The 14,908-nt window shown below is 64.5% G+C and carries 10 protein-coding genes and 3 pseudogenes; 5 read left to right on the forward strand and 8 right to left on the reverse strand.

What is annotated here, in order from left to right:
• Positions 1-70 precede the first annotated feature (70 nt).
• Entirely contained in the window at positions 71-1,030 is a 960-nt protein-coding gene (locus tag QLQ86_RS17885) for a homoserine kinase (RefSeq protein WP_282817852.1), read from the forward strand.
• Complete coding sequence (gene speA, locus QLQ86_RS17890; RefSeq protein WP_282817853.1) at positions 1,027-2,949, forward strand: biosynthetic arginine decarboxylase; 1,923 nt, start codon at positions 1,027-1,029, stop codon at positions 2,947-2,949. Before QLQ86_RS17885 ends, speA begins: the two co-directional genes overlap by 4 nt.
• An 85-nt stretch (positions 2,950-3,034) precedes the next feature.
• Here speA and QLQ86_RS17895 read toward each other — a convergent pair whose 3' ends face one another.
• The 5 genes and pseudogenes from QLQ86_RS17895 to tnpC all read right to left on the reverse strand — a co-directional run.
• Positions 3,035-3,700, reverse strand: a complete 666-nt coding sequence (locus tag QLQ86_RS17895) for a fumarylacetoacetate hydrolase family protein (RefSeq protein WP_282734404.1) — start codon at positions 3,698-3,700, stop codon at positions 3,035-3,037.
• A gap of 103 nt (positions 3,701-3,803) precedes the next feature.
• Positions 3,804-4,808 (reverse strand): ectoine hydroxylase, encoded by a 1,005-nt coding sequence (gene thpD / locus QLQ86_RS17900; RefSeq protein ID WP_282817854.1) that lies wholly within the window; start codon positions 4,806-4,808, stop codon positions 3,804-3,806.
• A gap of 599 nt (positions 4,809-5,407) precedes the next feature.
• Positions 5,408-5,590 (reverse strand): helix-turn-helix domain-containing protein, encoded by a 183-nt coding sequence (locus QLQ86_RS20185; protein ID WP_407650123.1) that lies wholly within the window; start codon positions 5,588-5,590, stop codon positions 5,408-5,410.
• Positions 5,562-6,371, reverse strand: a complete 810-nt coding sequence (locus tag QLQ86_RS17905; protein ID WP_282817855.1) for a GlxA family transcriptional regulator — start codon at positions 6,369-6,371, stop codon at positions 5,562-5,564. The genes QLQ86_RS20185 and QLQ86_RS17905 overlap by 29 nt, the downstream gene beginning before the upstream one ends.
• A gap of 350 nt (positions 6,372-6,721) precedes the next feature.
• Positions 6,722-7,957: pseudogene (gene tnpC, locus QLQ86_RS17910) on the reverse strand (IS66 family transposase); the annotation flags it as partial.
• 211 nt (positions 7,958-8,168) lie between these two features.
• On the opposite strand from tnpC, the gene QLQ86_RS17915 reads away from it, so the two are divergent.
• Positions 8,169-8,417, forward strand: a complete 249-nt coding sequence (locus tag QLQ86_RS17915) for a hypothetical protein (RefSeq protein WP_282817856.1) — start codon at positions 8,169-8,171, stop codon at positions 8,415-8,417.
• A gap of 74 nt (positions 8,418-8,491) precedes the next feature.
• A pseudogene (locus QLQ86_RS20190) lies at positions 8,492-8,542 on the forward strand (hypothetical protein); the annotation flags it as partial.
• Positions 8,543-8,707: 165 nt separating this feature from the next.
• Here the strand turns inward: QLQ86_RS20190 and QLQ86_RS17925 are convergent.
• A complete protein-coding gene (locus tag QLQ86_RS17925; RefSeq protein WP_282817857.1) occupies positions 8,708-9,682 on the reverse strand; it encodes a LysR family transcriptional regulator in 975 nt (324 codons plus the stop codon).
• A gap of 168 nt (positions 9,683-9,850) precedes the next feature.
• Between QLQ86_RS17925 and QLQ86_RS17930 the strand changes: the two genes are divergently transcribed.
• Positions 9,851-11,422, forward strand: a complete 1,572-nt coding sequence (locus QLQ86_RS17930; protein WP_282817858.1) for a CocE/NonD family hydrolase — start codon at positions 9,851-9,853, stop codon at positions 11,420-11,422.
• A 180-nt stretch (positions 11,423-11,602) separates the two neighbouring features.
• On the opposite strand, the pseudogene QLQ86_RS17935 reads toward QLQ86_RS17930, so the two are convergent.
• Positions 11,603-12,918: pseudogene (locus tag QLQ86_RS17935) on the reverse strand (IS1380 family transposase).
• A 195-nt stretch (positions 12,919-13,113) separates the two neighbouring features.
• On the reverse strand, positions 13,114-14,907 hold the full coding sequence (locus QLQ86_RS17940) for a SulP family inorganic anion transporter (RefSeq protein ID WP_282817859.1): 1,794 nt from the start codon (positions 14,905-14,907) through the stop codon (positions 13,114-13,116).
• Position 14,908 lies beyond the last annotated feature (1 nt).

The raw sequence follows: 14,908 nt of genomic DNA on the forward strand, positions 1-14,908 counted from the left end.
GCCGGGTCACGTGCATCGGTGTGCCAAGTCGCTACAATAGGCGGCTTGGCATTTCCCGGGCGAGAGACACATGGCTGTATTCACACCGCTTACCGAACCGCAGGTCGTCGAGTTCCTCAGCCGCTTCGATGCCGGCTCGCTGGTCTCCCTCGAGGGCGTGCCCGCCGGCACCGAGAACACCACCTTCTTCGTCACCACCGACCGGCGCGAGCTGGTGCTGACCCTGTTCGAGCAGGGCGAACACGAGGAGCTGCCGTTCTTCGTCGAGCTGCTCGACTACCTGGACGAGCACCGCCTGCCGGTGCCGGGCCCGCTGCATGACCGCGACGGCGTCGCCCTGCACACCCTCGCCGGCAAGCCGGCCCTGCTGTTCCCGAAACTGCCCGGTCGGCACCCGAAGGACCCGAATCTGGCGCAGTGCCGCGATCTCGGCGACACCCTCGGGCGCATGCACGTGGTCTCACGGCACTTCCCCGGCCACCGTCCCAACCCGCGGGATCTGCACTGGCTGCTGCCCATGCACCACAAGGTGCTGGTCTACATCTCGCCGCAGGACCAAACACTGATGAAGGACGAGGTGGAGATCTACCAGGGGTTCTTCGGCGACGCTCCGGCACTGCCCCAGGGGGCGCTGCACGGCGACCTGTTCCGCGACAACACCCTCTTCGACGGCGACCGCCTGGGCGGACTGATCGACTTCTACAACGGCTGCACCGGTGACCTGTTGTTTGACCTGGCCATCGTCATCAACGACTGGGCCACCGGCCCCGACGGCCGCCTGGATGCCGCACGCCACGATGCCATCCTCGCCGCCTACCTGGCGCGCCGGCCGCTGACCGCCGCCGAGCGCGACGCCTGGCCGATGATGCTGCGCCTGACCGCCCTGCGCTACTGGCTGTCGCGGCTGCTGGTGGTCTACGTGGACCCGCCGGCCCACGACCTCACGCCCCACGATCCCGACCAGTTCCGTACCATCCTCAAGGCGCGCCTGGAAGATGGCGCCCTGCCGCTGCCCGAGGTGAGCGAATGAGCCTGTCCAAGAGCAGTGCCGGCAGCCCGGCACAGCGCGCGCGGCGCACCTGGAACATCGACCAGTGGGGCAGCGGCTACTTCGACGTCGACGACAGCGGCCACGCCCTGGTGCGCCCGCTGGGCAGCGAGGCCGAGGGCCCGGCCCTGCCGCTGGACGACCTGGTGACCGAGCTCCGCCAGGCCGGGCTGCGCCTGCCGGTGCTGGTGCGCTTCACCGACATCCTCCACGACCGTGTCGAGCAGCTCTGCGCCGCCTTCGATACCGCCATGCAGGAGGAGGAGTTCGGCGGCGGCTACACCGCGGTCTACCCGATCAAGGTCAACCAGCAGCGCCGGGTGGTGGAAGAGATCCTCGGCACCCAGGAGCGCGGCCATGGCCGGGTGGGACTCGAGGCCGGCAGCAAGCCGGAGCTGCTCGCCGTACTGGCGCTCTCCGGCGACGGCCCTTCGCTGATCGTCTGCAACGGCTACAAGGACCGCGAGTACGTGCGCCTGGCGCTGATGGGCGAGAAGCTCGGCCATCGGGTCTACCTGGTGGTGGAGAAGCTCTCCGAGCTGCCGCTGATCCTCGAGGAGGCAGAGCGCATCGGCGTCACGCCGCGCATCGGCCTGCGCGCCCGCCTGGCCACCGTGGGACGCGGCCGCTGGCAGAACACCGGCGGCGAAAAGTCCAAGTTTGGCCTCACCGCCAGCCAGGTGCTGGCGGTAGTGGATCAGCTTCGCGAGGCCGATGCCCTGGCCAGCCTGCAGCTGGTGCACTTCCACCTCGGCTCGCAGATCGCCAACATCCGCGACATCCAGCGTGGCCTGCGCGAGTGCGCGCGCTTCTACCAGAGCCTGGTGGCGCTGGGCGCACCGGTGGACACCGTGGACGTGGGCGGCGGCCTCGGTGTCGACTACGAGGGCACCCGCTCGCGCAGCTTCTGCTCCGCCAACTACTCCATGCTGGAGTACGCCCGCAACGTGGTGTACGCCTTCCGCCTGGCCTGCCAGGAATTCGAGCTGCCCCAGCCCCACCTGATCAGCGAGTCGGGCCGGGCACTCACCGCCCACCATGCGGTGCTGATCACCAACGTGATCGGCGAGGAGCGCATCGGTGACGAGGCACCCCCGCGCCGCGTCGAGGGCGACCCCCAGGTCGACGAGCTGTGGCGCGTCCACGAGCTGCTGCACGACCAGGCCGAGCCGCGCGGCCTGGTGGAGGCCTGGCACGACCTGGTGCAGGCCATGGGCGAGCTCCACGAGCGCTTCGTGATGGGGCTGACCGACATCACCGCCCGGGCCGAGGGCGAGGGCGTCTACTTCGCCGCCTGTGCCCGGCTGCGTGCGCGGCTCGATACCCGCAACCGCGCCCATCGCGAGATCGACGACGAGCTGGCCGAGAAGCTCGCCGACAAGCTGTTCGTTAACTTCTCGCTGTTCCAGTCGGTACCCGACGTCTGGGGCATCCAGCAGATCTTCCCGGTGCTGCCGCTGACCGGCTTGGACCACGAGCCGGTGCGCCGCGGCGTGATCCAGGACATCACCTGCGACTCGGATGGACGCATCGACGGCTACGTGGATGGCCAGGGGGTGGAGACCACCCTGCCGCTGCCCGAGTGGCAGGAGGGCGACGAGAAGCTGCTGGGCTTCTTCATGGTCGGCGCCTACCAGGAGATCCTCGGCGACCTGCACAACCTGTTCGGCGACACCGACTCGGCGGATGCCGCCCTGGACGGCAACGGCCGCTGGTCGATCAGCCAGATCCAGCAAGGCGACCGGGTCGCCGACGTGCTCGGCTACGTCAACTTCGACGTCGCTGCCCTGCGCGAGCGGCTGGCCGAGCAGCTCGCGCGCAGCGGCCTGGAGCGAGCCGAACAGCAGGCCTTCCTCGACGACCTCTCGGATGGCCTGGAGGGCTACACCTACCTGGAGTGAGCGCAGCACGCCGCCCGGAACGCGAAGACGCCCCGCAGCCTTGAACTGCGGGGCGTCTTCGTCTGGGATCCAGTGCGGTGTCGCCCTATTCCACGACGCGGGTCGTGACCTCCAGCCCGCCGGTGAGGGTGAAGTGCAGCGTCGCGCCACGCTCCAGCGGCCCCACGCCGGCCGGGGTGCCGGTGAGCACCACGTCGCCCGGCTGCAGCGTGAAGTGGCGGCTCATCTCCGCCACCAGGGTCGCCACCGGGAAGAGCATGTCTGCCCCTTCACCGTGCTGGCGCGGCTCGCCGTCGACCTCCAGGGTGAAGGAGAGCCCGCTCCAGTTGGGCACCTGCGAGAGCGGCAGGAAGGACGAGAGCGGGCAGGCGCCGTCGAAGGCCTTGGCGATCTCCCAGGGGTGCCCCTTCTCCTTGAGGCGCGACTGGACGTCACGCAGGGTCAGGTCCAGGGCCAGCCCAATGCCGACGATGCCCCGCTCGGCCTCGTCGGCCGTGACATGGGAGAGTTCCTCGCCGATCAGCAGCGCCAGCTCCGTCTCGTAGTGCACCTCACCCCGCGCGAAGGGCGCGTCGACCGGCTGCTCCAGGGGCACGGCAGCGGTTGCCGGCTTGATGAACAGCAGGGGCTCGCTGGGCACCGGGTTGTCCAGCTCTCGAGCATGGTCGGCGTAGTTGCGACCGACGCAGACGATCTTGCCCAATGGCTCGGGGAATGGCTGGCCATCGGTGAAACGGGGCACGAAGCGCATGGCGATTCTTCTCCTTCTGGTGGTCGCCGCCGCGGTCAGGCGACAAGCCCTTCAGTCTACCCCAGCGACATCATGGGTCCAGCGTACGGCGGTGGCCGGCCACTCACGATGGCGTCTCGGGCGACCAGCGCTCGCCCGGCTCGTGGGCCAGGAAACGCGGACGACGACGGCCTGCCCCGAAGGGGGCGACGCAGCGATTGTCGAGGCGATTGTAGACGAAGAAGGCGTTGCTGCGCGGATCAGGCGACATGTTGGCGTTGGAGCCATGCAGCACGTTGCAGTCGAACAGCAACAGGCCGCCCGCCGCGCCGGTCGGCGCATCGATGCCGTGCCGGTCGATCAGCGCGCGCAGCGCCTCGCGGCCCGGCACCCCGACTTCCTGCTGCTTGAGCGACTGCTTGTGGTTGTCGTCCGGGGTCTCCCCCAGGCAGGGCACGAAGACCTTGTGGGAACCCGGCACCAGCATCAGCGGCCCGTTGAAGGGGTGGTTGTCGGTGAGCACGAGGGAGGCGCTCACCGCATGCATGGCCGGCATCCCGTCCTCGGCGTGCCAGGTCTCGAAGTCCGAGTGCCAGCTGAAGCCCTTGCCCTCGAAGCCGGGCTTGTAGTTGATGCGCGACTGGTGGACGTAGGCCTCCCCGCCGAGGATCTGGCGGGCACGGCCCATCAGGCGAGCGTCATGGGCCAGGCGCGAGAAGCGCCGCGAGAGGAAGTGCACGGCGAACAGCGAGCGGATCTCGTTGCCCTGGGGCTCGGTGATGCTGAAGTCGCGGCCGCGGAAGTCGTCGTTGTCGAGCAGGGCCTCGAGTTCCCGGCGCAGCTCGGCGAGCTCGTCGCCAGTGATGAAGCCGGGCTCGAAGAGGAACCCCTGGCGCTCGAACGCATCGAGCTGCGCCTGGCTCAGTGGCCCTTCCTCGGCACGTCCCTTGACCACCCCTTCGTGGCGGCTGAGCCATGGCATGTCCAACGGCTCGGCCAGCCGGGTCGGATAGGGATCCTGGCCCGGGCGCGGCGCGCTCTTCACGCGGCTCTGGGGGTCGGGAGAATCGACGACGGCGTTGAGGTCAGCCTGTTCCAGCGTGCGATAGGACGATGTCTGCACTGTCATCCAATCACCTCCTGTGACTCCGTGATCAGTCTCAGTTCGAACATGTTCCGACGGCAGGACAGCCGCGGGCGACCCCAGTGAAGGAGCCGCACGAGGCCATATGGTGACGCCCTAGGGGGTTTCAAGGGCAACGAAAAAAGCCACCTCGACGGGTGGCCTCTTCTATGCTGCGACTCTTGGTTTTCCTGGCGATGGGCCAGGGACTTCCCGGTGCTTGATGGTGCCGGCAGCAGGAGTCGAACCCGCGACCTACTGATTACAAGTCACACCACCAAAAACTCTCAAAAAATCAACACGTTGTGACGTGTAGAAATCTTCGTGAAATGCTTACAGGGACAACCTGAGAACAGGTTTCATCACCAGCATCACACGGCATCATCAAGTAGCTATTGAAGAGGAAGAGGCCCCAGCTGTCAACCTGCATGATGGCTATCTAATTCAGACGATAGTCAAAGGATGGGCTGCACTGAGTACGTGGTTCCATCGACTAGCTCCTGGAATATCGTCGGAGCGGTGTCGCCTTTGGTGCTGACCTGCAGCTTACGCGTGTCGGCACCCTCCTCTCCTGCCCGGCTACGTGGCATCGGCGAACGCCACCATCACCCACTCTTCTTCCGGATACCAAAGGATCTTCGCCACTCTCTGGGACTGACGCGGAAGCGTTGCTGGAAGTGCTGCCTGAGCGATGTCGCCGTGTTAAAGCCACTGCACTCTGCCACCTGCTCGATCGGCAGGGTCGTGGTCTCCAGAAGCTCACAGCTTCGCCTCAGGCGCTCGTTGATTAGCCACTCCCCCCACTGTCATGCCCGTGGCCCGGTGAAAGTGGCGCGTGAAGGTGCGGCGACTCATGGTGGTGCGAGAGGCCAGGGCATCGAGGCTATGCGATTCCGTCAGGTGGGCGTGTTGGTAATCAAGCAGTTGGTTAATCTGGGCGTCCTGGGTGGAGGCGGCCACCGGATGCTCGATAAATTGCGCCTGGCCGCCCTCCCGGTGGGGCGGCACTACCAGTAGTCGGGCAAGCTGATTGGCGACACGGCCCCCATGATACTCGCGCACCAGGAACAGGCAGCAATCCAGGCCAGCGGCGGTGCCTGCGGAGGTCACCAAGCGATCGTCATCCACATAGAGGGCATTGGTGTCCAGCTCGACGGCAGGAAAGCGACGGCTGAAATCCTCCTCGGCCAACCAGTGGGTCGACGCCCGCCGGCCATCCAGTAGCCCCGCATAGGCAAGGGCATAGGCGCCGTAGCAGAGCCCCACCACATGGATGCCCCTCTCATGGCAGCGGACCAGAGCCTCGAGCAGCTCCGGCGTCGGCGGCTCATCGAGGTCGTGCCAGCCGGGGACCACGGCGATATCCACCTCCTCCAGCAGCTCGAGGCCACCATCGGGACGCACCGTCATGGCCCGCTCGGCCTCAAGCGGCCGGCCCTCAGGCGCCACGATGCGCAGATCGAACAGGGAGCGCTCGGGGGAGGGCGTGCCGAATACCATATAGGGCACCGAGAAATGGAAGGGGCTGAAGCGCGGATAGAGAATCAGCCCCACGCGGGGAAGCGACATAACACCTCTCTTGGTCCCAAACAGGACAATGCACCTGCCTGGCCCAAACCTTTCGATTATTGTCTCTTGGGCCGATTATCTGGCCAAGGCGATTCTCCTACAGTGTGTCTCAGCCAACACCATACGAGGAGATTCCCGATGTCACTCAAGCCCCTTCTCAGCCCTCTGATCCTGGCCGCTGCCCTCACCAGCGGCGTGACAGGGATACCCCGATGAACCGAGCCGGCTTCACCTTCGCACTCACCTAATTGATGTGTGACGATATTTACCTGACAAGCATGCCTCACGGCATGATATTTAAGCCAGAGCTATCTTTTCGTAAGCGGCCGCCGAACACCGCCGGCGTATGATCAGGCGGGTTTTTGCCAGTTCTGCGGCAGGAGTTCGTGGACCTGGCTGGCCTTGTGCGTCGGCAGCCGTTCCAGCACGTCGCGCAGGTAGGCGTAGGGCTCATGGCCGTTCAGCTTGGCGCACTGGATCAGGCTCATGATGGTGGCGGCGCGGTGGCCACTGCGCAGCGACCCGGCGAACAGCCAATTGCTACGGCCCGGCGCCCAGGGGCGAATCAGGTTCTCGACCCGGTTGTTGTCAATGGGCAGCCCGCCGTCATTCAGGTAGCGCGTCAGCACCGCCCAACGTTTCAGGCTGTAGTCCAGCGCCTTGGCCGTCGCCGAGCCGTTCGGCACCTTCCCCCGGTGAGGCATCCAGCGGTGCAGGGCGTCGGCGATGGGCCTCGCCCGTGTCTTCCGGAGTCGTTGGAGCTCCTCCACGCTCAGTGACTGGGCCTCGCGCTCCCCTTGGTAGAGCTGGCCGATCAGTTCGATGGCCTGACCGGCAATCTGGCTCTTGCCGGCCACATGCAGGTCGACGAACTTGCGCCGCGCGTGGGCCATGCAACTGATCTCGGTCACGCCCTTGGCGAAGCTCTGCTTGTAGCCGCTGTAGTCGTCGCAGATCAGCTTGCCCAGCCACTTCCCGAGGAAATCGCGGGCATGTTGACCGACGCGCCCCTCGGTGAAGTCGTAGATCACCGCCTTCAACCCGGCGTAGGGCGTGGTGCCATAGGCCCAGCGGTAGGCGCGGTGGGTCTTTTTCTTGCCCGGGGCCAGCATCGGCACTGGGGTCTCGTCGGCATGCAGCACCGGCTCGGTGAGCAGCAGGTCACGCAGCGCATCGATCAGCGGCTGGAGTCGCACGCCGCAGATGCCGACCCACTCGGCCATAGTGGAGCGCGGAGTCGGCACGCCGGCACGGGCGAAGATCTGTTCCTGGCGATAGAGCGGCAGGTGATCGGCGTATTTGGCCATCAGCACCTGGGCCAGCAGGCCGGCGGTGGCGATGCCCTTGTCGATGATCTGTGCCGGCATTGGCGCCTGGGTCAGCGTCTCGCACTGATCGCAGACCCACTTGCCACGGATATGACGCTCGACGTGGAATATGCCCGGCGTGTAGTCCAGCTTCTCGCTGATCTCTTCGCCGATCCGCCGCAGCTGGCAACCGCAGGGACAGTGCTCGCTCTCCGGGTCATGGCGGATCTCGGTGCGCGGCAGCTCAGAGGGCAAGGGGGCGCGCTTGGGCGTCTTCTTGGTGGCGGCGAGTAGATCCGCAGTGAAGTACCGCATCGAGCAGGGGGGATCTCCCCATTAACGAGGCCGAAGTTGCTGCGGGTGAGAAGGACGCGGCGACTGCCGATGAGTTGGCCACGGGCAAATCGGCATTCGACACCCACACGCTGACCCAGCGCGTCCCCGAGGTGGCCGCGTCGCCTTTCCACCCGAGCTGCCACGTGTCGAGGTCGTGCAAGAGCTTCCCGAAGACACCCGTCACTACGCCATGGATGTCACCGCGTTCAAGGTCATTGTCGAGGAGATCAGCGAGGAACTCCACTTGGTGCCGGCACAGGTCGAGGCGCTGCGGCAGTACCTAGTGCAGGTTCCGCTAATCCACATGGACGAGATCATAACGCAGGTCAACGTCGCACCGGATCGGTCGGCGAGTTCCACGCCCTACATGAGGCTGCAGCGCGGTGGCCCACTGGACCAATAGGTGGTGCGCCGCAAGGGCATCACCCAGCCGGCTGCTGGGCACACGCGCAGAGCAAGTTCGTAAAGGCCCAGGAAGTGCAAACCAAGGACAAGACCGGCGAGGTCGACTGGGCGCTCAACCAGATCCGCAAGCTTTATGCCGAGGAGCAACAGACCAGGGCGTTGGAGCCCGAGACGCGCGATGCTGGCTGCAGGCGCGATGAGCTTCTGAATCAACACCAGGCCGTCCGGCGAGTCGTAGAAGCCCTGCATTTCCGGTATCTGTCGCTGGGTCACTGGGCGTGGTCACCATCAGCGTTGATAGCGGGATACCTCCGTGCGGACATGGGCCATGAACGCCGTCAACAGCCGGTTTTCGGCACGCCGCGCATCGGTGATCATGCTGACGGCTCGGTGCATGGTCGGCAGCCCCACCGGCAGGATCACCAGCTCCTCGCCTCGGCACAGTTCCGTTACGGCGTACTCGGGAAGGATGGTCAGGTAATCGTTCCGGCGCAGCATATCGATCACCGCACTCGATGACTCGCTCTGGAATGCGAAGCGGAGCTGCGTGACACCGATTTCGGCAAGTGCTGTTTCCAGGTCGGTGCGCAGCATGCTGCGTTTCGAGTGGCTGATCCAGTTCACCGACTCGAGATCAGCTGGTTCGATCGGCCACTTATCGACCAGAGGATGTCCAGGCCGGCAGACGACGACAATCCGGTCGTCGAACAGTGGTTCCAGTACAAGGTCGGCACGGCTGGTGTCGACGAGATTCGAAGGGCAGATGACGACATCGAGCTGGTTGAGAATCAGCTTCTCCTGCAGAACTGGGAAGTAATCTGGAACCAATTCCACGCGGATCTCCCGGCGGTGCTCGAAAAATGGCGAGATGATGTCGGACGCCAGCCGTCTGCACAGGAACGGCGGCGCACCGATCTTAAGGCTGCCGAAGATGCCCCGCTTGGTGAAATCGAGCACCTCGGCGGCTCTGCTCCTCGCCTCACGGACCTTGCGGCCCTGTTCGGCCAGTTCCAGGCCGATGATCGTCGGCACCAGCGGACGGGTCGACCGCTCAAACAACAGCGAGCCGGTGCGCTCCTCGAGCGTCCGGATCATCCGACTCAGTGCCGGCTGCGTCGTGCCGAGCTTCGTGGCCGCGTCCTGGAACGTCCCGTAGTCGACAATTGCCGCCAGTTGCTCCAAATGTATCGGGTTGATAAACATATTGTCAGGGGTATGTTGTATTTGCAGATAGATATTAGATTGTAATTTCGTTCTATTCAATAATGTCCTCCGAACCTATCCCGGTCGGACCGGCTCAGCTTCGAAGAAAGGTGGAACCATCCCATTCGCGGACGGAGGCAATCAGGCCAAGCCGAACTGAGGTAACGAGACACCGATATCTTAAGCACGCTAGAAAAACCGATGCTGTGCCCCTAATGAGGAAGCAAGATGAAAGTTCTCAAGGATCTCCCGATCACGACGCGTGACTCGACCGTTCTCTACGCCGACGTGTTCCTGCCTGATGAGGGAGGCAGCCACCCTGCACTGGTCACGCTGAGCCCTTACCAGAAGGATGTGCCCTGGTTCGTGCCTGAGGGACATACCGCCGCACATCACGAGTACCAGTGCTGGGAGACACCAGACCCGGTACAATGGACCGCGGCGGGGTACGCTACAGTCCGGGTCGATGCACGTGGGTCGGGAAAGTCGGGCGGCATACACGCGATCTTCTCGCATCAGGAGGCCACTGACTACTACGACGCGATCGAGTGGGTCGCCACTCAGGATTGGTGCACAGGTAACGTCGGCGCTACGGGGATCTCCTACTACGCGATGTCACAGTGGCGTGTTGCCGCCCTTGCTCCACCGTCTCTGAAGGCCTTTGTGCCATGGAGCGGCAGCGCCGACGCCTACCGCGAGTTCGTCTATCGCGGCGGCCTGATGGCCCATGACTTTTTCTCCCAGTGGTACACGCGGCTCGTCGCCGACCACTACCACGGCAAGGCACAGCACGCGCCCGTCGCTTATGGCGAGGAAGACGCTTTCCGTACGTTTGTGATCAACGACCTCGACGGGCCGTTCTGGGACGAGCGACGCCCTGACGGGACGCGCATTGACATCCCGTTCCTCAGTGCCAGCTCCTGGCATGCGTGGCGCGGTCCCGGCCACATCCGCGGTAACCTGGAGATGTTCAAGGACTCTCCATGCGAGCACAAGCGTCTGCGTGTCTCCACCGGCAACTACTTCCTCGAGTACTACTCCGACGAGGTCTTCGCGGAACAGCGAGCCTGGTTCGATTACTGGCTGAAGGGCGAGACTAGTGAGGCGTATCACGTGCCGCGCGTACGAGTGCAGCTGCAGTCGTCCAGCAACGAAGCGATCTGGCGGAACGAAGAGGACTGGCCCTTACCCGACACCGAGACCATGACGCTCTATCTTGGCGATGACAGCTCGGGCGCGGGAGCCCTCGGCATGGAGTCACAGCGGGAGGGCAGCGTTCAGTACGAAGCCCCGGGAGAACTCTCAGTTCATGCCGAACCGATCCTCGGGGCGATGGGGGACGACACAGGAGCGATCTTCCTGTCGGCGCCGTTCCAGGAGACGACCGACCTCGTCGGAGAAGCCGCGCTCGACCTCTGGGCCGCGTCCTCCTACGATGACATGGACATACACGTTTACCTGAGCCTGGTCTCAGCCAATGGCGACTTGATTGACCTCTCACGCGGGTGGCTCAAGGCGTCGCAGCGCGAACTTGACCCCGCGCGCAGCACCCAGCGGAGGCCGTACCACGCGCACACGCGGCGCACGCCGTTGACTCCCGGGGAGAAGGTGGAAATGCATATCGAGATCTGGCCTTTCGCGGTACGGATTCAGCCCGGAGAGCGTCTACGCCTTCGTATCGCCGGATCTGGGGCCGGCTACCTGAGCGGCTGGCACCGCCGACCGCGCGGCACGCACACAGTATACTTTGGTGGCGCTTATCCTTCGCACCTGGCGCTGCCATTCGTTGGCAAACCGTGACGAACGACGCTAGCCTGCATATTGCACCAGTGTCGCGAGTTCGGCCTGCTGGGTAAGCAGGTCCACTCTTCATGCTGGATGGAGCGAGATTTGGTCACTTTGTGATCGATTTCCCGCCATCAAGACGCACTTCCCCCTACCCCCGTTGTTTATTCCGTGCCGGGGACAGCACCCTGCCGGTCATCCCGGCACCAGTTTCTTGACCAGCTTTAGGAAGAGGTCGTGGTCGGGATAGTGGCTGCTCAGCATCAGGCGGAAGCGCCGGGTATTGCGGATCACCACGCCACCGATCTTCAGCAACGTCAGGCGCAGGGTGGTGACCTGGGCCGTGGCGTATGCCGTGCGCTTGAGGTAAACCCGACGCAGCCGTTCCATCAGTAGGTAGGCCAGGCCGGCCAGCAGCAGCCGGTACTGGTTGGGCCACCATTCATGGCAGCTGGTGCGATCCGAGAAGAGCCACTGCTGCTCCTTGATGCGGTTCTCCATGTCGCCACGCGGGCAATAGCGGCTGTCGTAGAGCCACTGAGGGCTGCCGCGCAGGTTGGTCACCACGTAGCGGGTGTTGAAACCGCGGTGGCTAGTCTCGGCCTTGACCACCACCTTGCGTCGCGGGCTCCTCCAGCTGTGGGCGGCATAGTCGATGCGCCCGGAGTGGCGCTGCTTGGTGCGCTCGGCCTCCCAGCGGATGGCCGACTCATAGCGAATCTCCAACGACATCTTCTCGAGACGGCTGTTGGTGGCCAGGCCGACGATGTACTCGACGCCATGGCGCTCACACCAATCGAGAATCAGCGGTCGGCAGAAGCCACTATCGCCGCGGAAGACGAGCTTCACCTCGGGCCAGGCCTGGCGCAGCCGCCGCACCAGCAACGCCAGGATGGCGCCGGCATGGTGGGCCGCATCGCGATAGGCCGGGCGCAGGTAGCTGACCAGCAACTGCTGGCCACAGAAGACGTAGAGCGGCAGGAAGCAGTACCCGTCGTAGAAGTCGGAGAAATGGCGGCCGAGCTGCTCGCCATGCACCGGGTCGTCGGTGGCGTCGAAGTCGAGGATCAAGCGCTTCTTCGGCGGCTTGCGGAACGAGCGGATGAACTGCTCGACGATCTCCTCCTGGATGGCTACCGCCCACTGGCGACTGGCCTGCTGCTCGAAGCGACACAGCGTCGACTGGCTGGCCAGCACGCCGTCGGTATCGACCGCGGTCTGCAGAGCGATGTCGCGGCGCAGGTCGTGGTGATCGTTGAGGTCCTCGTAGCCCAGTGGCAGGCCAAAGACGCGCTGCCGGAGCATGGTCTCGGCGCGGTGCTGGCAACGGCGAGCGGCCCGAGCATCATCGAGGCGGCGCGCGATGGTACGGTCAGCCCCATCTCGCGATCGAGCTGGCGAAGCAGCAGGACACCGCCATCGGAGGTGATATCGCCCCCGTCGAAACCGGCGGTGACCTGGCGGCCTTTACAGCGTGGAAAGGAAGCAGTCGGCGTGGTACATTTTGTCATGGCGGCTGATGTGGTTGATTCTTGGTTAGGCTCTTGAATTATAACCGATTTTCAGCCGCTTTTTTCATGTCTGATGCAATTTCCGGGATAGGAAGTGATTATCCGTCGGTGAGTGACGGGATCAGCGTAGGGGGATAAGCCGCTTCGAGAGATAGCGCGCCGGAATGCCCGGTTACTGCGGTTTTTCAGGTCAGATCAGTCATGGTCGGGGCCTTTTCGTGTCGAAACCGGTTCCAGATCGGGCGGCGCGGGGCGGTGGCGGCACTCGAGGAAAACGCGCGCGTAACAAGTAGCGCAGCGCTCGAGGCGGATATTAGTGACAGCAGCGGCAATTGCCGCACCCTTGTCTGCAAAGATCCTGTCTTCGCCTAGGATGCGGACCAGTCCGAAACGTTTCAGCTTTGCCACCAGCTGCGGGTAATGCACGACGACGAAAATGTCGCCCCCCAGTGCGCGACGACGTTCGGCCTCAAGCTCCAGAAGCCCAACCCCTGCCAGATCGACCTCACCCACACCATGCAAGATCAGTATCAGGTTGACCTGTTCCGGGCGGCGGCGAGCCAGTTGGCGCAACTTCGCATTGATCGAATCCACCGAACCGAAGAACAGCGGCCCGTCGAGCCGCAGTATCAGCGCGGCGGGACATTCAGGAAGGTCGAAAATCTTAGCGTTCTTGATCTTGCGCGGCTCGGCACTCTGGTCCGGCGCACCGATGGCCAGCACTGGATTTGCGCTCTTACCGAGGAAGACCGCGAGCGAAGCGAAGGTGCCAATGTAGATCGCGAATTCAAGGCTGACCAGCAGCCCAACCAAAAAGGTCAGCGCGGCGATAGTCGTCTCGGTCAAGCTGGTGCGGATCAGATGCGCCACTTCATGGAAATCGAGCAGCTTGTAGGCGACATAGAGGATCAGCCCGGCGACTGCGGCAATCGGCACCTGGGCAATGACCGGGCGAAAAGCGACGACCATGGTGATGAGAAACAGTGCGGCGAAGATCGCGGCTATGGGGGTGCGCGCGCCGGCTTCAAGGTTAACGCCGCTGCGGGTAAAGGAGCCGGACGCCGGGTAGCACTGAAAGAGGCTGCCGACGATATTAGAGAGTCCCTGTCCCACCACCTCGCGGTTGGCGGAGAAATCGGTGCGCGTGCGATGGGCGAGGTTGCGGCCGATGGCGATGGCCTCCAGCAGGCCGATCAGCGCGATGGCGAAGGCGCTTTCCAGCATGCCTGGGAATTCGCCCTCCGCGATCTGCGGCAGCATCGGCGCTGGGAAGGCGCTGGGCAGGTTGCCGACCCGCGACAGTCCGCCGGCCATGTCGCCCATGAGCATCGCCACCACGGTGCCGAGGCCCACGGCGATCAGGAATCCCGGAGACCGCGGCAGAAAGACACGTAGCAGGATCGCTGTCGCCAGCGTGACGCCCGCGACCAGCGCCGCTACCGGATCGATGCCTGGCAACGCGGTAACTAGCGCAGAAAGCCGCCCGACGATCCCGTGACCTTTCTCCGTCACCAGGCCAAGCGCTGGACCAAGCTGGCTGACGAAGATCAGGAGCGCAGCGGCGGCAGTGAAGCCGGTCATCACCGAATGCGACACGAATCCCGCGAGCCGCCCGACGCGGGCCAGCGCAAAGGCCAGCTGGATGACGCCCACCAACAGTGCCAGCAGGATAGCCGCCGAGACGAATTCCGACGAGCCGGGGGTGTAATTTCCGGCAAGCGCACTGAAGACCACGGCCGAGATCGCCGTCGTCGGGCCGGAGACCATCACCAGCGACGACCCGAAGATCGCCGCGACGATCGGCGGGATCATCGCTGTGTAGAGCCCATATTCCGGAGGCAAACCAGCGATGGAGGCAAAGGCCACAGCCTGTGGCAAGACGATGGCAGCGCCGGTCAGACCGGCTAGCGCGTCACCGCGCAGCGAGGCAGGCGTGATCTGCGCCAGCCAGTCCGGCCCGCGCAGGCTTATCCCACTCAGTCCCCTCATT

This window comes from Halomonas rhizosphaerae (assembly GCF_030012485.1).
Classification (GTDB): Bacteria; Pseudomonadota; Gammaproteobacteria; order Pseudomonadales; family Halomonadaceae; genus Halomonas; species Halomonas rhizosphaerae.

Coding starts and splice junctions, on each gene's coding strand:
- QLQ86_RS17885 (WP_282817852.1), top strand. CDS start 71: ATGGCTGTATTCACACCGCTTACCGAACCGCAGGTCGTCGAGTTCCTC.
- speA (WP_282817853.1), top strand. CDS start 1,027: ATGAGCCTGTCCAAGAGCAGTGCCGGCAGCCCGGCACAGCGCGCGCGG.
- QLQ86_RS17895 (WP_282734404.1), bottom strand. CDS start 3,700: ATGCGCTTCGTGCCCCGTTTCACCGATGGCCAGCCATTCCCCGAGCCA.
- thpD (WP_282817854.1), bottom strand. CDS start 4,808: ATGACAGTGCAGACATCGTCCTATCGCACGCTGGAACAGGCTGACCTC.
- QLQ86_RS17905 (WP_282817855.1), bottom strand. CDS start 6,371: ATGTCGCTTCCCCGCGTGGGGCTGATTCTCTATCCGCGCTTCAGCCCC.
- QLQ86_RS17930 (WP_282817858.1), top strand. CDS start 9,851: ATGAAAGTTCTCAAGGATCTCCCGATCACGACGCGTGACTCGACCGTT.
- QLQ86_RS17940 (WP_282817859.1), bottom strand. CDS start 14,907: ATGAGGGGACTGAGTGGGATAAGCCTGCGCGGGCCGGACTGGCTGGCG.